We start from the raw sequence: 22,316 nt of genomic DNA, 5'->3' as shown, positions 1-22,316 counted from the left end.
ATGCAACTACTTCCGGCCCGCCGCAACCCGCACTGCCACAAACTAAGTGGGCAGCGGGAAGTTCAGATATGACCGGGAGGGGGTCGGTCCGCGCTGGCCCTGGTACTTGGAACCCGCGCTGGTGCTGCCGTAGGGGTTCTCGGCCGGACTGGTCAGGCGCAACAGGCACAGCTGACCGATCTTCATACCCGGCCACAGAGTGATCGGCAGATTCGCCACATTCGACAGTTCCAGTGTGATGTGGCCGCTGAAGCCCGGATCGATGAAGCCCGCCGTCGAGTGAGTCAGCAGGCCGAGCCGTCCGAGACTGGACTTACCTTCCAGCCGACCGGCCAGATCGTTCGGCAACGTGCACACCTCGAGCGTGGAGCCGAGCACGAATTCGCCGGGATGCAGCACGAACGGCTCCCCCGCGTCGGGCTCGACCAGACTGGTCAGCTCATCCTGACGTTGCGCGGGATCGATATGGGTGTATCGAGTGTTGTCGAATACCCGGAACAGCCCATCCAGCCGCACATCGATACTCGACGGCTGGATCAGTTCTTCCAGGAGCGGCTCGACGCCGAGACGCCCAGCGGCGATCTCCGCACGGATGTCACGATCGGAAAGCAGCACGCCGACGAGCGTAGCGCCTGCTCGATACCGCTGCTCAGCCGCCGCATGCTGACGAGCTGCCGCCACGTTGTCGATGGCTCGGTTGCCTTGTCCCGGACCCGATCTCAGTGATTTCCGTCCGCAGCTTCGGTGGTCTGCACGAGTCTTTCGGACATGGCGCTGATGATGAACTTGGGGATCGCGGGGGCGAATATTTTGAGATAGGAGTCCACCCATTCATGGCGGCTGCTGAGGAATGGGAAGTCGGTGGCGGCCATATGGCGAATGGCGAGCATGGGTAGAGGCGCGTCGAGTGCGGGAAAGGCCGGGTTGCGCAGCCCCGGGACGGTGCAGCCCGGATAGAACTGACCGACCATCAGCCCCTTCGCGACGAACCGCGACTTCTGGTCATGTTGCACCGCGTCGATGTCGGCGTAATCGGTGAGGTCCGGAAAGACCGCGACGACGGCCTTGAACTTGCACTCGGGTTCATCCTGGGGTGGCAGGGCTGGGAACATGTCGTACAGATCGTCGATGATCGCGGTCAGGCACTCGGCGTCCACGGATGGGCCTTCGACGAATACGGCCCAGAGCGACTGGTTTGCGATGGCGTGGCTGGTGTAAGGACAAACCGGACCGGATCGGCCGAGGTCGGGGTGCGGCCGACACAGGTATTCGCAAGTCCACCTACGTAATTCGGCAGTACGGGGGTGCGGGGCGATATGCGGCGCCGGATCGGGAGCGAATAGGTTGACCGGCTCGATGCCGGAACGTGTCCCGACGATTCGGTACGGGTTCATGATCGGCTTGTCCTTGCGGAGGCGGCGGGTTCCATCGGGGTGGTCCCGGCTGAGCGGAAGTGCTCGGTGAGGACGAGTCCGATCGCGCGCAGCGACTCGGGTTCGATCATCCGCTCGTGCCGGACCGGAATGTGATGGTCGGTGATCCGGCCGTTGATCAGGTTGTGCCATGCCAGGGCCGGCGAGGGGCCGTCGTCTGTGTGGGCGGCGGCGCTGAAATAGATCAAGTCTCCGTCGAAGGGAGTCGGCCGATGGTTCCACGTGAGGTCGACGAGCCGGGTGTAGTCATCGTGCAGGATCACGAGGTGCTCGGGGGTCACGGCGGTGAAGAGTCCGCCTTGTCGGTGAAGCAGCTCGGCCGCGGCCGCCGCGGTGAGATCGGCCGCGCCCGGTGGCACGTCGAGGCCGGCGAACTCGGCGAGCAGCTGCGCGATGGAAGGAGTGGGCACCCGGACGGTGTCGGCGGTGACGACGCGAGTGTCCATCATGGCCAGGGTGGCGACGGACTCGCCGTCGCCGCGGAGTTGGACCGCGATCGCGTGCGCGATGGTGCCGCCGAGCGAGTAGCCCAGCAGGTGGTACGGGCCGTGCGGCTGGACAGCCCGGATCTCTTGGACATAGCGGGCGGCGAGTTGGTCGAGCGTCTCGAACTCCGCGGCGGCCTCGCTGAATGCCGGGGATTGCACCCCGTACACGGGGCGGTCGGGATCGAGGTGCTGCACGAGTCCGCTGAAACCCCAAGCCAATCCGATGGCGGGGTGGACGCAGAACAGCGGCGGCTCGTTTCCGGCGGCACGCAGCGGGAGCAGGACGGACAGCGCATCGCCGGGGTCGTGCTCGTCGAGTCCGCGCCGACGCATGTCGATGCGGCGGGCCAGCGACTCCGGCGTCGGATCGGTGAATATCCACTGAACCGGCACGTCGACACCGGTCGACTCCGCAAGGCGCGCCACCAGCTCGGCCGCGGCAAGCGAGTTGCCGCCGAGGGTGAAGAAGCCGTCGTCGAGGCCGACCCGCTCGATGCCGAGGGTCCGGGTGAAGGCGGCACAGACGGTGCCCTCGAGTGCGGTGGACGGCGGCCGGAACCGGGCGGGCCGCCAATCGGGTATGGGTAGGGCCTTGTAATCGACTTTGCCGGTGGGGGTGAGGGGTATCCGGTCGACCGTCAGGATGGCCGTGGGGATCATATGCGTGGATAGTCGCGTTGCGAGGTGGGCGGTCAGTGTGGCGGCGTCGGTCGTACTGCGGGGAACGGGCACCACGTAGCCGACGAGTTGAGTGCTGCCGTTGGGGCCGGTGCGCACCGTGACGGCGGCATGGTCGATGTCGGGGTGGGCGCGGAGCGCGGCCTCGATGTCACCGGGTTCGATGCGGTGGCCGTTGATCTCGAGCTGTACATCGCTGCGACCGGAGAACCGCAGCGTTCGATCGGTAGTCCAGCTGACCAGGTCGCCGGTCCGGTACATGCGTGTCCCGGCCGGTCCGTACGGGTCGGGGATGAATCGGGCTGCTGTGGTTGCAGATTGGCGGTGGTACCCGCGGGCGAGGCCCGGTCCGGACACGTACAGTTCGCCGACCACTCCGGCCGGGACGGGGCGCAATCTGCGGTCGAGTACGACGGCGGTGAATCCGAGCACCGGCCCGCCGATTGTCACCGGGCCGCCCGTGGTTGTGGTCAGCGGAGCATGGCCGCAGCTGACGATCGTGGTTTCGGTAGCCCCGTAGGCGTTGAGCACGGTGCGGCCCGGCGTCCACTGTGCTGCCAGATCGGGTGGACAGGTCTCGCCGCCCAGGATCAGCGTGTCGAGGGTGCCGACATCGTCGGCGTGCAGTGATGCGAGCACGGTGGGAGTGAGGGCGGCATGAGTCACGTGTTCGGCATTGATCAACTCGGCCAGTGCGGCGCCGGCGACGACCGATGCCGGGGCTACGACCAGGGTGGCGCCGGCGGCGGTCGCGCTGAACCATTCGAGGATCGAGACGTCGAAGGTCGGTGCGGCGGCGGCCAGCATCCGAGAAGCCGGAGTGAGGCCGAACCGCTCCCGTATTTCGGCGGCCAGATTCGCTATCCCGGTATGGGTGACCACAACTCCTTTGGGCGTCCCGGTGGAGCCCGAGGTGTAGATCAGGTAGGCCGGATGCTCTGGCCGTAACGGGGTTGCGCGCTCGGCGTCATCGATCGCCGCGGGGTCCGTCTCCGCCGTCATCGCGACGAAGGCGGGATCGTCGAGGGCGAGCCATTCGAGTGTGTCCGGCAACTGCTCTCGGTAGGTATCGCGGGTCAGGCCGACTGCGGCACCGGAATCGGTGAGAATGCGCGTGATCCGGTCGCGCGGATGGGTGGGATCGATCTGCACGAACGCGCCGCCGGACTTGGCGACCGCCCACACGGCGATGACAGCGTCGATGCAGCGCGGTAGCGCCACAGCAACCATCGCTTCCGGACCGATTCCCATGTCGATCAATACGCGCGCCCAGCGGTTGGAGGCCTCGTCGAGTTCGCGATACGACAGCCGCACGCCGTCGCAGACCAACGCTTCCGTGCCGGGCGCCATCGTGACCGCATCCGACAACACCTGTGGCAATACCGATGGCACCGGGCCGGGCCGACCACGGACGGGCACCAGCGTGGCCTGCTCGACGGGCGACTGCAGCTGCAGTTCGGTGAGCGGGAGGTCGATATGCGCGGCGACGGTGTCCAGGACGCGCAGCACCCGGTCGGCGAGGGCGTCGATCTGCTGTCGAGTGAACAGTTCGGGCAGGTATTCGAAGGTCAGGTGCAGCCGGGTGTCGTGGTGCACGACCAGGCCTAGCGGATAGTGCGCGGCGTCTCGCCCGACGATGCCGAGGATGTGCATTCCGGCGATGTCGATGTCTTCGGACAACCCGGCCCGGTCGACCGGATAGGACTCGAAGACGGTCACGGTGTCGAACATCGCGCCGGCACCGGCCACCTGTTGGATCCGGGCGAGTCCGAGGTGGTGATGGTCGAGCAGCGCGGCTTGTTCGGTTTGGATTCGCCGCAGTAGCTGGGCGAGGCTTTCGCGGTGGTCGAGCCGGACCCGTACGGGCACGGTGTTGACGAACAGTCCGATCATCGATTCGATGCCTGCAAGCTGTGGCGGACGCCCGGAGACGGTGGTGCCGAAGACCACGTCTTCGCGGGCGGTCGCGTTGGCGAGCACCAGCGCCCAGGCCGCTTGGACGATGGTGTTGAGGGTGGTCTCGTGTTGGTGGGCCACCTCGACCAGGGCCGCGGTGTGGTCCTGGCTCAGCCGCACCTGCACTTCGCCCGGTGCGGCGGTGTTTCGGCGGCCGCGGTCCTCGGGGGCCAGCAGAGTCGGCTCCGCGACGCCCTCGAGTGCCTGTGCCCAGGCGGTTTCCGCACCGGTCCGGTCCTGGCTGTTCAGCCACATCAGGTAATCGGCGTAGGGACGCACCGGGGGCAGTGCCGCGACGTCACCGTCGCCGGCGTAGAGGATCAGCAGTTCCCGGATCAGCAGTGGTGTGGACCAGCCGTCGATCAGGATGTGATGCATGCTCAACACCAGCCGGTACTGCTGAGGAGCGATCCTGATCAGTGTCAGTCGTAGTAGTGGCGCCGCGGTCACATCGAAATGACGATCGCCGTCCATGACCTGTTCGAGTGCGGCCGCGGTGTCGTCGCGCTCGGCCAGGTCGAGCTCGGCGAACGGTACGTCGACATGCCGGTACACCACCTGGACCGGCTCGCGGGCGCCGTCGCGCACGAACGCGGTCCGCAGGTTCGGGTGCCGTCCGAGCAGAGTCTGCGCGGCGCGGCGCAGCCGGTCCGCGTCGACGCGTCCGCCGAGGTCCACACAGAGTTGCACGATGTAGGCGTCGAGTGCGCCGTCGGCGAGCTGCGCATGGAACAGCAGCCCCGCCTGCAGCGGCGTGAGCGGCCAGATGTCGTCCAAAGCCTGGTGTCGAGTCTCCAGCCGGTCGATCGCCGCCTGGTCGAGATCGACCAGGCCGACATCGGAGGGGGTCAGCCCGCCGACACCGGGTCGGGACGCGTGGGTAGCCAGAGCCGTCACGGCGTCGCGCCACAGTTCGGCGAGGTCGGTGACTTCGGCGCAGGTGAGCACGCCGGTCGGGTAGTCCCAGGCGGCGGTCAAGGCGGGGCCGTCCGCGGTATCCGCAGTGACCGCGTTGATGCCGAGCACGGCTGCCGCGGTTGCGGCGGGATTCTGGTTGCCGCCGCCGGTGTCGCCATCGGCGGGCAGCCATCCGCTGTCGCGGAACGCCTCGGGAACGGTGTCCAAACGACCGAGATAGTTGAAGCTCACCTGCGGGGGCGGCAGCGCACGCAGGATAGGGGCGGTATCGGCGTTGAGGTAGCGCAGCAGCCCGTAGCCGATCCCGCGGTCGGGGACCTCGCGCCGCTGTTCCTTGACAGATTTGATGATCGCCGCCGCGGCAGCACCCGCGGCGAATGCGTCGTCGATGTCGATACCGGACAGGTCGAGTCGCACCGGGTAGGCGGTAGTGAACCATCCGACCGTGCGGGTGAGGTCGGCACCGGGGAGCACGGTGTCGTGGCGGCCGTGGCTTTCGAGCGTGAGCAGCGTTTCGGTCACGTTGTCGCCGTGGCGCTGCCGCCATCGAGTCAGTGCCAGTGCGAGCCCGGCGATGAGGGCGTCGTCCACACTGCCGCGGAACACCTGGGGCAGGGTGGTGAGCACAGCGCGCGTCACCGAGGTCGGCAGCGTCACCTTGACGGTCGCGACGGTCGCCTGTAGGTCGAGCTCGGGATCGACCGGGCGGGCGCCGAGCGGCGGATCGGCCGCACCGAGCGTGGATCGCCACCAGTCGAGCTCATCGAGGCTCTCGGCGGCGGCGTTCAGGCCGTGCGCCCAGCGTCGCATCGATGTGCCGACGGGTGCGAGCCGCGGACGTTGCCCGGCATCGATCTGGGCCCAGGCCGTGGCGAGGTCGGGAATCAGGATCCGCCACGACACCCCATCGACGACCAGGTGGTGTGCGACAACGAGTAACCGTCCCGGCCGCTGCGCCCAGTCGAACCAGACCAACTGCAGCATGATGCCCGCGGCGGGGTCGAGGCGTTCGGCGGCCGCGTGCGCCTCGGCGTCGGCGATCGCGGCGAAGGCGGCGCTGTCCGGCGCCGCTGCCACCGGCACGCGACGGATCAGCCCGGCAGCGATCGTCGCGGTCGGCCGCACCTGCAATGCCCACCCGGACGGGTGCGTGGGCTCCGGCTGCAATCGGGCCCGCAGCATGTCGTGCTGATCGATCACCGCTCGAACGGTGGCCTCGATACCGGTGAAGTCGATACCGCTCGGCAGCGTGAGCGTCACCCACTGGCAGAAATCGTCGAATTCGCCGCGTTCGACCATCCAGCACATGATCGGCGTCAGCGGTACCGGCCCGACACCGCCGCCGGGGAGCTCCGTCGGAAGAGCGGCCGCCGTGGTGCTGTCCTGGCCTGCGACGTGGGCCAGTCGCGCGACCGTCTTCCGCTCGAATACGTCCCGCGTGGAGAACACCACACCGGCTGCCCTGGCTCGGGTCACCAGTTGGATCGACATGATGCTGTCGCCGCCCAGGGCGAAGAACGAATCATCGACTCCGACCCTGTCGATGCCCAATACCTCGGCGAACAGTCCGGCCAGCGTCATCTCCACCTCGGTGACCGGCGCCCGGAATTCGGCCCGGCCCGTGGTGAAGTCCGGCTCGGGCAGCGCGGCGCGGTCGAGCTTGCCGCTCGCTGTCACCGGCAAGGTGTCGAGCACCACCACCGTCGCGGGCACCATGTGCGGGGCCAGCCGCTGTTCGGCGAACGCGAGGACCGCGGCCGAGTCGAGCACGACGCCGGTCTCGGGCACCACATACCCGACCAACCGGTCACCGATGGTCGCGTCCCGGTGAACGGTCGCGACCGCGCGCGCCACACCAGCGCAGGCCAGCAGGCCCGATTCGACCTCGCCGAGTTCGATGCGGAAACCACGGAGCTTGACCTGGAAGTCGGCCCGGCCCATATAGCCGAGCGTCAGATTCCCGTCCGGTAGCCGCAGCCATCGCACCAGGTCACCGGTCCGATACATACGTCGGCCCTGCTCCGCGAACGGATCGGCGACGAAGCGCGCGGCCGTCAGCCCCATTCGGTTGCGGTAACCGCGAGCCAGAGCCGGCCCCATGAGATACAGCTCGCCGACAATTCCGACGGGCACCGGCCGCAACCATGCGTCCAGCACGACCTGACCGACCCCGCGGGCCGGTCCCCCGACCGTCACCGGCTCACCCGGCACCAGCGGCGCACTGGCGTCCGTCTGGATCGTGGCCTCTGCCGGACCGTAGGCGTTGCACAAGCTCCGGCCCGGCGCCCATCGTGACACCAGTTCGGGTGCCGGCGCTTCGCCACCGACCAGGACGGTCTCGAGGCTCTCCAGGCCGGCCGGGTCGACCGTGGCCAATGCCGTCGGCGACAGTGCTGCATGCGTCACCCGCTCGCTCGACAGGATCCGCGCCAGTTCGTTCCCGCCGTAGACAGTCGGCGGCGCGATCACCAGCCGCCCACCCGATGTGAACGCCCAGAGCAGTTCCAGGACGGCCGCATCGAAACTCGGCGACGCGGCATGCAGTACCCGCGCCCCGGGCTCGGTATCGAACCGCGAACACAGCTCGGCCACCAGATCTGCCAACCCTTGGTGCGACACCACCACGCCTTTGGGCACACCCGTCGAACCGGAGGTGTAGATCAGGTACGCCGCATGATCGAGCCGGATCGGCCCTGCTCGCTCCGCATCGGTCACCGGCGCCGCCGACGCCGCCGACACTTCGGCTTCGACCACCGCCTCGTCGAGGACCAGCCACGGCACCGATCCGGGCAACCGAGACCGCCACTGTGACAAGGTGATTCCCACCGCCACACCGGAATCGGTGAGCATGTGCTCGATCCGGCCGGTCGGATACTTCGGGTCTATCGGCACGAATGCCGCCCCCGACTTCGCCACCGCCCATATCGCAAGCACCGACTCGAACGATCGCGGCAGCCCCACCGCCACACCGGCCTCTGGCCCCACACCCCGATCGATCAACAACCGTGCCAACCGATTCGACTGAGCATCGAGCTCGCCGTAGGTCCACTGCCGACCCTCGTACACCACCGCGACCGCGCCCGGATCCCGCCGCACCGTCGCCGCCAACAGCTCCGGCAGCACTCGCCCCGGCACCGCCGGGGAGCCCGAAACCGGCGTCAACTCCCGGTATGCCGCGGCGGAAAGCAGATTCAGGCGGGCCAGCGGCAGCTCCGGGTCGGTCGCGACGACACCGAACACGCGCAGGATGCGCTGCAGGGTCGCGGTCATCGTGTCGTGGTCGAAGAGTTCGGGCAGATACTTGATCTCGAGATGCAGTCGCTTGTCGTCGATCCGCGCAACCACCCCCAGCGGATAGTGCGCGCCGTTCGTGCCCGCGACGTCGACTACTCGCATGCCCGCGATATCGGTGTCCGCCGTCAGCCCGAAACGGTCGATCGGGAACGACTCGAACACCGTCATCGTGTCGAACACCGCCGCCGGCCCGGCCACCCGCTCGATTTCGGTGAGGCCGACGAACTGGTGGTCGAGCAGGGCCGTCTGTTCGGTCTGGATTCGGTCGAGCAGTTGTCCCAGGCTCTCGTCGGCGTGGAGACGGACGCGCACCGGCACGGTGTTGATGAACAGTCCGATCATCGATTCGATGCCCGCGATCCGCGGGGACCGTCCGGAGACCACGGCGCCGAACGCCACATCGTCCCGAGAAGTCAACGTGCCCAACACGATTGCCCATGCCAGCTGGATGACGGTGTTGAGGGTGACGCCACGGGCCCTGGCCAGATTCGTCAGCGCGGTTGTCTGCTCCTCGGTCAACTCGCCGAGCACATCGCGTGATTCGGTGTAGCGGCGGCTGGGATCGGCCTGCGCTACCAGGGTCGGCTCCTCGGCGCCGTCGAACGCGCGGGCCCACGCGTCGAGCGCCGCAGCCGAGTCCTGCCCGGCGATCCAGGCAAGGAAATCCCGGTACGGGCGGACTTCGGGTAGCACGGTGACGTCGCCGTCGGTGGCGTAGAGCACCAGCAAGTCCTTCAGGAGCAGCGGCGTCGACCAGCCATCGAGCAGCAGGTGATGATTGGTCAGTACCAGTCGATAGCGCTGCGGCCCGGTGGTGACCAGCATCCAGCGCAGCAGCGGGGCACGAGCCGGATCGAACCTGGTTGCCCGGTCCGCGGCCAGAAGCAGTTCCCACTCGCGATCGCGGGCACTGTCGTCGAGCCCGGACAGGTCGAGCTCCGACCAGGCAGCCTCGACATCTTGCTGGACCACCTGTACCGGACCGACATCGGTGTCGAAGGCGGTGCGCAGATTCGCGTGTCGGTCCAGTAGCACTTGTCCGGCGCGGCGCAGCCGCTTCGGATCTACCTGGCCACGCAACTCGACGACCAGTTGGGTCAGGTAGGCGTCCACCGACTCCTCGGACACCAACGCGTGGAACAGCAGCCCCTCCTGCAACGGCGTCAACGGCCAGACATCGCTCAGCGTCGGGTACCTGTGCTCGAGTCGCTCGATTTCGGCCTGCCCGAGCCGCACCAGATCCAGATCTGACGGTGTCCGTCCCCCGCTGCCTGCCCGGCGGGCGTGGGTCGTCAACGCGATCGATGCCCGGCGCCACGACTCCGCCGCCGCACGCACCTCGGCGGCGGTGAGTATCTCGGCGGGATAGGACCAGGTGGCCCGCAACTGCGGCCCTTGTCCGTCGTCACGGGTGCAGACATTGATGTCGAGTACCGCCGAAACCGGCATATCCGGATGCTGTGCACCGGCGAACTCGCCGCCGTCCACCGGCCGCCATGCGACCGCCGGTTCTCCTTCGGGAACCCTGGTGGAGACCGGGCCGAGGTAGTTGAAGGCGATCTGCGGCGTCGGCAGCGCGCCGGTGTCCTCGTTGAGATACCGCAGCAAGCCGTAGCCGATCCCGTGGTCCGGGACGGCGAGCAGCTGTTCCTTGACCGACTTGACCGCTGCGCCCATCGCCGGCCCGCCCGCGCATGCGTCGTCGATATCGATGCCCGACAGATCCAAACGCATAGGAAAACTCGTGGTGAAACAGCCGACCGTCCGGGTCAGGTCCGCGCCCGGGACGACACCTTCCTCCCGACCGTGCCCTTCGAGACCGATCACCACATCCGTCAGCTCTGCGGCCGCGGGCTCCCGTTCGCGCCGCCACTTCGTCAGCGCGACCGCCAGAGCGGCCAGTAGCCCGTCGCCTACCTCGCCATGGAATGTCGCGGGCACCTCGGTCAACAGCGCCTCGGTCACCTCGGGGGACAGCTCGACCTCAACCGTCCGAGCACTAGCGGCCACGTCGATCGCGGGGTCGAGGGCCCGTGACCCGATCATCGGATCGGGCCCGTCGGCCATCGCTCGCCAGAGTTCGAGCTCAGCTACCCGCTCCGGCCGTCGGGCCGCCTCGATCAGCCCATACGCCCACCTGCGCATCGAGGTCCCGACCGGGGCCAGCTCGGGTGGCTCGCCGGACTCGATCCGCGCCCACGCGACGGCGAGGTCCGACACCAGCACCCGCCAGGAAACCCGATCGATCACCGAATGATGCACCAGCACCAGCGCCCTGCCCGGTTCGGCCGTATTCGCCGGATCGAACCAGACCACCTGCAGCACGGTCCCGGCGTCCGGATCGAGCCGGTCCGCCGCGGAAGTCGACTCCGCCGCCGCCAACGTCCGGAACTCGGCACTTGCCGGCATTCCGTGAATCGGCACCCGGCGAATGACATCGGCGGCGCGAACCGTTCCGACCGGCAGCACATCCCACGCCCGGCGGCCATCGTCGTCCGAGCACAGCCGTGCGCGCAGCATGTCGTGCCGGTCGAGGACCGCCTGCACCGTATTCGTCAGCCCCGGCAGGTCGATTCCCATCGGCAGCTTCAGCATCATTGCCTGCGAGAAGCGGGCGAAGTCCGAACCGGACCGTTCGAGCAGTCTTCGCATGATCGGCGTCAGCGGTACCGGTCCCACGCCGCCGCCGGACAGTTCCGTCAGCCGGGAGGCTGCGGTGCTGTCGCGGGCTGCGACCTGGGCCAGTCCGGCGATCGTTTTCCGCTCGAACACGTCGCGTGCGGAGAATGCCGCACCGGCTGCCCTGGCTCGGGCGACCAGCTGGATCGCCATAATGCTGTCGCCGCCCAAGGCGAAGAACGAATCATCGAGACCGACCATGTCGGCGCCGAGTGTGTCGGCGAAGGCTCTGGCGATGATGTGTTCGGTTGGTGTTTGTGGTGCTCGGAAGGGTTTGCGGTCGGCGAAAACCGGCTTCGGCAACGCCCTTCGGTCCAGCTTGCCCACCGGTGTCAACGGAATCTGGTCCAGGACCATGATCGAGGACGGCACCATGTAGGACGGCAACCGGTCGGTGAGGTATTCGGTCAGGGTCGTGGTGTCGATGGTGTGGTTGGGGGTGGCGACGACGTAGGAGACCAGGGATTGGGTTCCGGCGTCGTTGCGATAGCCGATGGTGGTCGCGTAGGCGACGGTGTCGTGGCTGGTGAGTGTGGTGTCGATCTCGCCGAGTTCGATGCGTAGGCCACGGATTTTTACTTGGAAGTCGGATCGGCCGAGGTGCTGGATTGTTCCATTGCCGGTCCAGCGCACGATGTCGCCGGTGCGGTACATGCGTTGGCCGGGTGTCCAGGGGCAGGCGATGAATCGCTGTGCTGTTACGTCTGCTCGCTGGTGGTATCCGCGGGCCAGTAGATCACCCGCGATATACAGTTCACCGGCCACACCGACGGGAACCGGTTGCAATCGCTGGTCGAGAATCCATACCGAAACCCCGCGGATCGGGCGGCCGATCGTGACGAGCTGTCCGGCCGCCAAGAGGGTCCGCGTCGCGGCGATAGTGGTTTCGGTTGGACCGTAGTCGTTGAACAGCTTCCGGTCGCCGTTCCAGCGTTGGACCAACTCACTGCCGTAGTCTTCACCGCCGACAATCAGGTGTGCCAAATCCGGTAGTGGCCAGCGGGTGTGGTCGATGGTGGACAGTGTCGAAGGTGTGACGAGGACGTGGCTGATGCGTTCGCGGTCGAGCAGTGCGGCGAGTTCATCCCCGCCGTAGACATCCGTGGGTGCGATGACCATGGCCGCGCCGGCAGGTAAGGGCAACAGCATCTCCAGTACCGACACGTCGAAGCTCGGTGACGCCAAATGCAATGTTCGAGAGCTGCGTTCGATGCCGATGACTTCCTTGTTCGCGGTGGCGCAGTTGCTGAGTCCGCGGTGGGTCACCGCGACGCCTTTGGGGCGTCCGGTTGATCCGGAGGTGTAGATGACGTAGGCGATATCGTCGATCCGCAGCGGACGAATACGGTCGCTGTCTGTGATCGGATTGCTGTCGGTCTCGTCGAAATTGTCCAGTATCAACCAATCGGTGTGGTTGGGTAACCGCGCGTGCACGGATGCGGTCGTAATGCCGATGGCTGCTTTCGAATCGGTCATCATGTGGGTGATGCGGTCGGCTGGATAGGTCGGGTCGATCGGTAGGAAAGCGGCTCCCGATTTCGCGACGGCCCATACCGCGAGGACCGAGTCCACCGAACGTGGAATACCGATCGCGACAACGTCTTCCGGTCCGATGCGGTGTCGGAGGAGCTGTCGTGCCAACCGGTTGGAGTATTCGTCGAGTTCCCGGTAACTGAGCTGTTGTCCGTCGCAGACGATCGCGGCGGCATCGGGATCGAGTGCGGCTGCTGAGGTCAGCAGGTCGGGCAGCGTGGTGGGCGGTGCCGAGGGTGCGCCGGAGCGGGTCAGGAGATCGGTTCGCTCGGCAGGTTCGAGTACGTCGATCACTCCGACAGGAATGGTTGCGTCGGTGGTTATCGATTCCAGAATCCGAATCCACCGATGGACAACAGAATCGATGGTCGCGGCGTCGAACAGGTCGGTGGCATACGTGACCGCGACGCTCATATCGCCGCTGTCAGGGTTTTCCGACAGGATGAATTGCAGGTCGAACCGGGATACCTCGTTGGGCAGCTCGACCGCCGACAGCTCGAGATCGGGAAGTCGCAGTGTTACCGGTTCCAGATTTTGGAACGCCAGCAGCACCTGGAACAGCGGATGTCGCGCTTGGGACCGCTGTACGACGAGTTTGTCCACCACCTGCTCGAACGGAACATCGGCGTGTTCGAAGGCGTCCAGATCGGCTTGTTTGATCCGGCCGAGCAGTTCGGTGAAGGATTCGTCGAGATCGATCTCGATCCGCAGCACCAGGGTATTGACGAACATGCCGATCATGTCGTCGAGTGCGGCCATTCCGCGCCCGGCGATCGGTGTGCCGATCGGAATGTCGGTGGTGCCGCTCAGCCGGGCCAGCAGAACCGCCAGCGTGCCGTGGATTGCCATGAACAACGACGAATTATGCTGCCGCGCAAACTGTTCCAATGCCCGCACCGAACCGGCAGACATCGAGTAGTCGATAGTGGCGCCGCGATTCGACAGCACTACCGGCCGCGGCCGGTCGAATGGCAGACGAAGCTCCTCGGCAACGCCGCTCAGCGCCTCGGTCCAGTATCGGATCTGTTCAGCGCACAGCGATTCCGGATCGTCGGGTGTGCCGAGGGTCGCTTGTTGCCACAGCGCGTAGTCCGCGTACTGGGCCGGCAGCGGTGTCCACGCCGGGGCCGCCCCGCGGATCCGGGCGGCATAAGCAGTCGTCACGTCGCGGGCCAGCGGCGTCATGGAGAAGCCGTCCGCGGCGATGTGGTGCACCACGACGGCCAATACGTATTCCGGTTCCCCGCCGCCGACAATGCGGAACAACCGGGCACGCACGGGCGCCTGGATGGTCACATCGAAGCCGTCGGCGACGAATGCGGTTACCGTCTCGACCAACTGGCTCGGCACGACCGGGACCACGATCAGCTCGCGGTCCACGTTCTCGACGGGCTCGATCAGCTGGATCAGCGTTCCGTGGTGATCCGGATACCGCGTTCGCAACGACTCGTGCCTACCCAGCACGTCGACAACCGCCGCGTGCAGGGCGTCGATGTTCAAGTCGCCACGCAGCCGAATGGCGATCGGCATGTTGTATGCGCCCGATGCGGTGTCGTACTGGTTGAAGAACCACATCCGTTGTTGGGCCGGTGCCAGCGGCACGAGATCGGGCCGCGGCCCGGCGACGAGCGGTGGGCGTCTGCGCCCGGTACCGGCATGGTGCTCGATGCGAGTGGCGAGTTCCGCGACCGTGGACGCCTCGAACAACAGTCGCACCGGAATCTCGGCATCCAATGTGGCCCCGAGTCGCGCCGCGACGCGGGTCGCGACCAAACTGTCGCCGCCCAGGGCGAAGAACGAATCGTCGAGACCGATCGTGTCGATACCCAATACGTCGATGAACGCCTGGGCGATCGTGTGTTCGGTTGGTGTTTGTGGTGCTCGGAAGGGTTTGCGGTCGGCGAAAACCGGCTTCGGCAGTGCCTTTCGGTCCAGCTTGCCCACCGGTGTCAACGGAATCTGGTCCAGGACCATGATCGAGGACGGCACCATGTAGGACGGCAACCGGTCGGTGAGGTATTCGGTCAGGGTCGTGGTGTCGATGGTGTGGTCGGGGGTGGCGACGACGTAGGAGACCAGAGATTGGGTTCCAGCGTCCTTGCGATAGCCGATGGTGGTCGCGTAGGCGACGGTGTCGTGGCTGGTGAGTGTGGCGTCGATCTCGCCCAGTTCGATGCGTAGACCACGGATCTTCACCTGGAAATCCGAACGGCCGAGGTGCTGGATTGTTCCGCTGCTGGTCCAGCGCACGATGTCGCCGGTGCGGTACATACGCCGACCGGATATCCAGGGACAGGCCACGAAACGTCCAGCCGTCACGTCGGCGCGCTGATGATATCCGCGGGCGAGTAGATCACCCGCGATATACAGTTCACCGGCCACACCGACGGGAACCGGTTGCAATCGCTGGTCGAGAATCCATACCGAAACCCCGCGGATCGGGCGGCCGATCGTGACCAACTCTCCAGCCGCCAACGGCGAGATCAGCGTCGCGGCGATAGTGGTTTCGGTGGGACCGTACTCATTGAGCACGACGCGGCCGACGCCCCAGCGCTCGACCAGTTCGGTGCCGTAGTCCTCGCCGCCGACCATCAGATACTTCAGATCCGGTAGTGGCCAGCGGGTGTGGTCGATGGTGGACAGTGTCGAAGGTGTGACGAGGACGTGGCTGATGTGTTCGCGGTCGAGCAGTGCGGCGAGTTCATCCCCGCCGTAGACGTCGTTGGGTGCGATGACCATGGCCGCGCCGGCAGGTAAGGGCAGCAGCATCTCCAGTACCGACACGTCGAAGCTCGGTGACGCCAAATGCAATGTTCGAGAGCCGGGTTCGATGCCCATCGCAGCCCGGTGCGCTGCGGCGCAGTTGGCGAGTCCGCGGTGGGTGACCGCGACGCCTTTGGGGCGTCCGGTTGATCCGGAGGTGTAGATGACGTAGGCGATGCCGTCGATCCGCAACGGACGAATACGGTCGCCGTCGGTGACGGGCCGACCGTCCGTGGCCGGCTTGTCGTCGGAAGTGTCGAGGTTGTTCGATATCAACCAGTCGGTGCTGTCGGGTAGTTGTGCGCGGACGGATGTCACGGTCAGACCGATTGCTGCTTTCGAATCGGTCATCATGTGGGTGATGCGTTCGGTGGGGTGGGTCGGGTCGATCGGCAAGAAGGCGGCTCCCGTTTTGGTGACCGCCCATACCGCGAGCACGGAGTCCGCGGAACGTGGGATTCCGATCGCGACAATGTCTTCCGGTCCGATGCCGTGCTGGATGAGCCGATGCGCCAACCGGTTGGAACGTTCGTCCAGCTCTCGGTAACTCAGTCGTTGGCCGTCGCACACGATTGCGGTGGCGTCGGGATCGAGCGCGGCTGCTGCGGCCAGCAAATCCGGCAGCGTGGTGGGCATGGCCGACGGCGCACCGGAGCGGGTGAGCAGATCGGCTTGCTCGGCCGGTTCGAGTACGTCGATCGCCCCGACAGGAACGGTCGGATCGGTGGCGATCGATTCCAGAATCCGAATCCACCGATGGACAACAGAATCGATGGTCGCGGCATCGAACAGGTCGACGGCGTAGGTGACCGCTATCGTCGCAGCGCCGCTGTCCTGGTCGGCCGACAGTAGAAACTGCAGGTCGAAGCGGGATGCTTCGGCTGGCAGATCCGCCGACAGTTCTGGATCCGGCTCCACACTCCGCACCGCCAACATCACCTGGAACATCGGATGCCGGGACCGCTGCGGAACGAGTTCATCCAGCACCTGCTCGAACGGAATATCGGCATGTTCGAAGGCGTCCAGATCGGCTTGTTCGACGCGGCCGAGCAGGTCGCTGCACGATTCATCGAGATCGATCTCGGTCCGCAGCACCGGAGTATCGACGAACCCGTCGGCGACGTCGTCGAGCGCGGCCCCAGCGCGCTTGGTGATCGGTGTGCCGATCGGAATGTCGGTGGTGCCGCTCAGCCGGGCGAGCAGAACCGCCAACGTGCCATGGATCGCGGTGAACAGTGACCAGTTGTGCTGCCGCGTGTACCGTTCCAACGCCGGAACCAGATCGGCACGCAAGGGGTACCGTGCGGTGGCGGCTCGATTCGACGGCACCACAGGCCGCGGCCGGTCGAACGGCAGGCGAAGCTCCTCGGGAAGGTCCGCGAGCGCGGCTCGCCAGAACGCCAGATTCTCCTGGCGACGCTTGATCAGAGCGCCGGCACGCATGCTGGCGGGGTGAATCTGCTCGAGAGCGGCGTCCGGATCGGCCGCGAACGCGTCGAGGAACTCCCCGAATCTGGTGCAGTGTGCCGACAGTGCGGCATCGGTATAGAGGTTGGGATTGGCGAGGAAGTGCAGGATCGTCCGCGGCGGGTCCCCGGTTTGATACAGGTCGATCAGCAAATCGTCGACCGGCCCGGAGCTGAGGATATGGAACTCCCCGCTCATCGATCCGAACCGGATCTCCTGGTGGAAGAACATGACATTCACTACCGGGCCCGCGAAACGTCGCTGTCCGCCGTGGTATCCGGCGGCGGCACGGATATCGGTGAGGCCGCACCGCTGGTGCCGCAATGCCCCGACCAGATCGGACTGCACCCGCCGCGTCGATGTCGCCGCGGTATCGCCCGGCCCCAACGCGAGCGGAAGGGGTGCGACATTGACGAACATCCCACCGGAGCGCCGCAGTACGGCGTTGGTGCGACCCGAAACGGGGATGTTGACCATGACCTCGTCGCGGCCGGTCATCCGGGCCAGATAGCAGCCGAATGCGGCGATCACCACCGCGGCCGGGCTCGCGTTCGACGCTTTCGCGGAATCAGCGATCCGCTGTACCGTCACCGGCGAAAGTTCGGCTGTTGCGACCGAACTGTCCGCGCGGGCAGGTGCGTGCCCGGCGACCAGACTGGACTCGTCCACGACATCGGCGAGTCTGTTCAGCCAGTATTCCTGGTCGTCGGCGAATCGCTTCGACTCCCGATAGCTACGGTCGGCCTCGAAGAGCGTGCGTACGTCCGCCGGTTGGTTCGGCTCCGGTGTCCGTCCCTGCACCGCCGCCGTGTACAGCGCAGCGATGCGGTTCACCATCAGCACACCGGCGTAGCCGTCCATCGCGACGTGGTGGATTTTGAGGTACAGCAGGTAATGTTGGTCCCCGACCTGCACAATCGCCGATCCGAGCAACCGGTCCCGCGTCATGTCGAGCGGTGTGGTGTACTCCCGATACATCCACTCCAAGCCCGCCGCAATAGGATCCGGCTCGCCGCGCACATCGATCAACGGCCCCGTCGTATGGAGCGCCGGGTCGAACAACTGGTACGGCTCGCCGTCCACCTCTACCAGCCGCAGGTAGCCCGACTGAAACTCGTGGCCGGCTTGTATCGAGACTTCGCGCAGTAGATCGACATCGAGATCGCCACGCAACTCGATATATTGTGCCTCGCATATCGGCACATCCGGACTCAATTTCTGCGCCAGCCACAACCCACGCTGCCCAGCGGACAGCGGTACCTGCGATATTGCTGACACGTCCGGCTCGGTAACTCCGCTCGACCCCTGGTCGGGATGAAGCTGTGGTCGCAGAACGGTCATTGAACTTTCCTCTAACCCCGACCACGGCCAGTCTAAGCCGAATCATTCGCGCGTGTATACCCACATTCCGGAATCTGCACCGTGAAATTCTCACCCGATTCGCGGTGGCGACCTGCGAATCTCCCGGCCCTTCTTCGGGAGTCACGGCGCATCGACAGGCAGAATGTGACGCGTTGGGACACAGGGCCCTTCGCCCCCGGATCCCATGACTAAATACCCTAAACGTAGATGATGTATCCGATGTATAAAACGACCGAATTGCAATACAACATGGCAAATCTATATAGATTCTATTCTGTTGTTAACACACGATAGCCGCATTGCGATATTAGCTTTTTCGTCGAAATCGGCGAATCGGTGTCGAAGAGATATTTCATCACATCGGTGTCGAACGCGGTGAGTTCGCTGCGCATCGCGGCGGTGTGTCGGTGACGACCACGATCCAGTGGCCACCGGCGGGTTGCCACCGCCTATCCGCCTCAGAGCGGGCCAGCGAAATCTACCTGGACTTTTACCGGCCACCGGACGATTCTGCTACAGTCTCGGACGTACCCTTCGGGGTCTGCCGATGTAGTTCAATGGTAGAACTTCTGCTTCCCAAGCAGACAGCGCGGGTTCGATTCCCGTCATCGGCTCGGACAAGGCTCCCGGCAACTTGCCGGGAGCCTTTTCTTATGCGCCTACCGTCACCAAAACCCTTCCCCACCAGCAGATTCAGCCCGTTCGGATCCCCCCGGCAGTACCGGGGTGTCAGTGCGGGGATGGCTCGACGGAGGGATGTGGGTGGCGCCCTCGAGAACGCGCACCACCTGGGCGACCGGCGTTATCGTCTTCCGCCGCACGACAGCAGCGTCGATCCGCGTGGGGTGCAGCGCAGTCCCCTGCTGCGCTGCGACGGCGGACTTGCGGCGCACCGGCCGAATATGCCCGACCTCGATGGTCAGCTCGACGAAGTTCGTTCCTGTACAAGGGATTTCGCAGCCGCGACCGGGCCGCACAGGGAACGCTGCGCGACTTGGCCAATCCGAACCGGGCATTGGGCCCGATCGATCTGAGTATCAAAGTGACACAACGGCTTTACCGCCCCGATTGGTCGGGGTCGACCGTCGATCTGCAGGCATTGGCCGCTCAACCGGTGACCCGGTGCAATCCAGCGATCCGGCCGACCGCTATCTCATCGACCTGGCCATTCCGGCACCGTCCACACACTGCCCGGCCGCCTGATCGGTCGGCCGAACGCGCCCCGAACCAGCTGGTCGGGGCGCGTAATGGCTGATCAACCCGTTATTTCGAGCGGCATTCGGTGAAGATCTTGGTGTTGGCCTCGCGGGCCTTGTCGGCATCGGACTGGCTCATGCCGAAGTTATTGGCGTCGGCGGCCTTGGCGTCGTATTCGTCGCTGACCATCTTGCGCAGGCCCTCCTGCGAAATGCCTTGGTCCACATAGAGCTTGGCGGCACAGTCGGCCAGGCTCTTGTCCTTGAGTCCCTTGTCCTGGAGCGACTTGGAGAGGTCCGTTTGGGTTACCGCGGGCTGGTCCGCGGCCTTGTCGTTACCGCACGCCGCCAGTACCGGCAGCGCGACCAGCGCTGCGGCGATCAGGAAGGTCCGCACTGATTCCTCTTCTCGATTCAGTCTGTATCTACGGCCACCGCGGTGGCGCCGCAACGATAATGCCGTACGACGCCTAGCGGTAGCCGAGCGATCGGCTTCCCAATCAGGAAGTGGGTTAAAGGTCCATGGCCGCGCGCAATGCGGTATCCAACCGATCCAGCGCATCCGTTTCCATCTCATCGATGGGCTCGGCCAGCCAGCCGCGATAGATTCGACCGATATTCCCGGCATGCACCCAACCGTGCCGCTTGACCGGCACAGCCAGAATGTCCTGCGGATCCTCGTCGACGACCTCGGCGGCGATCAGCCACTGCCTCGGTGATTCATTGATGCCATCACTGCTGATGAGCACGACGGTACGGCGCCGCGGCGAACCGTGTGGGTGATAGAGCCACATTTCACCCCTGCGCACGCATCGCCTCCTCGGCGGCGGCCAGCTCCGCTTCGTCCGCCGCGGCCAGGGCTGTCACGTCGGGTGCCGGACCGACACCGGTCCGCACGGCCTCGCGGCGCGCTGCCTTCGATATCCACGCCGAGGGCGACATCCCCGCGCGGGCCGCCGCCTGTTCGGCGAAGGCCCAGGATGCCTCGTCCAGCGAAAGGGTGACCTTACGCGTTGCCATACCATTTATCGTACCGGCGTTTCGGCCGACTGCCAGCGGAAATCTGGTCCGGTCGTGGCCGGAAATCTCGGTCCGACGGCTGCGAATCGCTGTACGGTCACAGATATGACGACGTTGAACCACCACCGGGTGGGAGCGGGGGAACCGCTGGTCCTGGTGCACGGCGTAGGCAGCCGCTGGCAGGTGTGGGAGCCGATCATCGGCACCCTCGCCGAATCCTTCGACGTCATCGCCGTCGATCTGCCCGGCTTCGCGGGGTCCGCGCCGATCGAGCACACCACCGTCGACACCCTCACCGAAGCGCTCGCCGACTTCCTCCGCGAACAGGGCATCGAGCGCCCGCACCTGGCGGGCAATTCGATGGGCGGACTGATCAGCCTGAACCTCGGCGCACGGGGGGCGGCCCGCTCGGTCACGGCCTTTTCGCCGATCGGATTCTGGGACACCCCGGGCCGCGTGTGGTGCCAACAGTCGCTCGGCAGATCCCGCCAACTCGCCCGGGTCCTGCGTCGGTGGCTGCCCGACGTGCTGGGCACCGCCGCAGGCCGCACCACATTCCTGACGTTGATCTTCGGCAAGCCGTGGGCGCTCGATCCACAGGTGGCCATCGACACCGCCGCCGACGCGGCCGACGCACCCGGCTTCGAGCCTGCCCTCGCTTCCTTCACCGATGCGAAATTCCACGAAATCGGTGCGCTGGCCGACATTCCCGTCACCATCGCCTGGGGCAACCGGGATATCCTGCTGACCTACGTCACCCAGAGCAGGAAGGCACGTGCCGTACTGCCCAATGCCCGCCACGTCACGCTGCACGGCAGCGGCCACACCCCGTTCTTCGACGATCCGGCCGGCTGCGCGCAGGTTCTGCTCGACACCATCAGCCCACGTCCCTGACCGCTCGCGTCAGCGTTGCCGGATCCGCCTCGCCGAGCAGGATCCGGACCGCATTTCCCCAGCGGTGCTGCAGGATTCGGTTCCGGTCCAGATCGCCGGTGAGCAGCACACGCATGGCGAGGCCGGTCATGATCTCGATGGTGAATTCGGTAATGGTCGGCACGCGCGGATCGTCCGGGAATTCCTGACGGAAGATGTCGCGAATGCTGTTGTGCATCAGGTCGAATAGTCGATACTCCAACGGCAGGAAGGCCGCGAGCAGTTCCGGATCGGTGCGCGCGGCGACCCACATCTCCAGCGCCGCCCAGAATGACGGCCCGGTGAACATGCGCATGGTCAGCTCGACCGCCGTTTCGAGGCGATCGGCATCGGCCGCGATCGCCTCGAATTCCCTTGCCAGCTGGGATAATCGACGCTCGGCCAGATGTTCTACGGCACCGGCGAGCAGGTCTGCCTTGGTCGGGAAGTGGTGTTGCAATGTGCCGCGCGGAACCCCGGCCCGTTTCTGCACCTCGAGCGTGGTGGTACCCGCGTAGCCGACCTCGACCAGACTCTCCACCGCGGCGTCCAGGAGCCGCGTGCGCATGCGCGAGCGCCGCTGCGCCTGCGTCTCCCGGACGCGTTCGGGCATCGGA

Annotated in this window: 8 protein-coding genes and 1 tRNA gene; 2 read left to right on the top strand and 7 right to left on the bottom strand. The window is 66.0% G+C overall.

What is annotated here, in order from left to right; all coding sequences use genetic code 11:
- Positions 1–42: 42 nt before the first annotated feature.
- The 3 genes from dcd to OIE68_RS34100 all read right to left on the bottom strand — a co-directional run bounded on the left by dcd (position 43) and on the right by OIE68_RS34100 (position 18,550).
- Positions 43–615 carry a dCTP deaminase gene (gene dcd / locus OIE68_RS34110; RefSeq protein ID WP_327095079.1) on the bottom strand — a complete coding sequence of 191 codons (573 nt, stop codon included), beginning with the start codon at positions 613–615 and terminating at the stop codon, positions 43–45.
- 104 nt (positions 616–719) lie between these two features.
- The gene (locus OIE68_RS34105; RefSeq protein ID WP_327095078.1) at positions 720–1,394 is read right to left on the bottom strand and encodes a DUF6875 domain-containing protein; all 675 of its coding nucleotides are present in this window, start codon (positions 1,392–1,394) and stop codon (positions 720–722) included.
- The gene (locus tag OIE68_RS34100) at positions 1,391–18,550 is read right to left on the bottom strand and encodes a non-ribosomal peptide synthetase (RefSeq protein WP_327095077.1); all 17,160 of its coding nucleotides are present in this window, start codon (positions 18,548–18,550) and stop codon (positions 1,391–1,393) included. The genes OIE68_RS34105 and OIE68_RS34100 overlap by 4 nt, the downstream gene beginning before the upstream one ends.
- A 564-nt stretch (positions 18,551–19,114) precedes the next feature.
- On the opposite strand from OIE68_RS34100, the gene OIE68_RS34095 reads away from it, so the two are divergent.
- Positions 19,115–19,185, top strand: a tRNA-Gly gene (locus tag OIE68_RS34095).
- A 649-nt stretch (positions 19,186–19,834) separates the two neighbouring features.
- Here the strand turns inward: OIE68_RS34095 and OIE68_RS34090 are convergent.
- From OIE68_RS34090 to OIE68_RS34080, 3 genes are all read right to left on the bottom strand, one after another.
- Positions 19,835–20,164 (bottom strand): hypothetical protein, encoded by a 330-nt coding sequence (locus tag OIE68_RS34090; RefSeq protein ID WP_327095076.1) that lies wholly within the window; start codon positions 20,162–20,164, stop codon positions 19,835–19,837.
- A gap of 115 nt (positions 20,165–20,279) precedes the next feature.
- The gene (locus OIE68_RS34085) at positions 20,280–20,576 is read right to left on the bottom strand and encodes a hypothetical protein (protein ID WP_327095075.1); all 297 of its coding nucleotides are present in this window, start codon (positions 20,574–20,576) and stop codon (positions 20,280–20,282) included.
- On the bottom strand, positions 20,563–20,787 hold the full coding sequence (locus OIE68_RS34080) for a hypothetical protein (RefSeq protein ID WP_327095074.1): 225 nt from the start codon (positions 20,785–20,787) through the stop codon (positions 20,563–20,565). Before OIE68_RS34080 ends, OIE68_RS34085 begins: the two co-directional genes overlap by 14 nt.
- 105 nt (positions 20,788–20,892) lie before the next feature.
- On the opposite strand from OIE68_RS34080, the gene OIE68_RS34075 reads away from it, so the two are divergent.
- Complete coding sequence (locus tag OIE68_RS34075; protein WP_327095073.1) at positions 20,893–21,681, top strand: alpha/beta hydrolase; 789 nt, start codon at positions 20,893–20,895, stop codon at positions 21,679–21,681.
- Here the strand turns inward: OIE68_RS34075 and OIE68_RS34070 are convergent.
- Positions 21,665–22,312 (bottom strand): TetR/AcrR family transcriptional regulator, encoded by a 648-nt coding sequence (locus OIE68_RS34070; RefSeq protein ID WP_327095072.1) that lies wholly within the window; start codon positions 22,310–22,312, stop codon positions 21,665–21,667. The two genes, OIE68_RS34075 and OIE68_RS34070, sit on opposite strands and share 17 nt — an antisense overlap.
- Between the last annotated feature and the right edge of the window lie 4 nt (positions 22,313–22,316).

The sequence above is a fragment of the Nocardia vinacea genome, assembly GCF_035920345.1.
Lineage (GTDB): Bacteria > Actinomycetota > Actinomycetes > Mycobacteriales > Mycobacteriaceae > Nocardia > Nocardia vinacea_A.
This window is presented reverse-complemented; position numbering and strand designations above follow the sequence as displayed.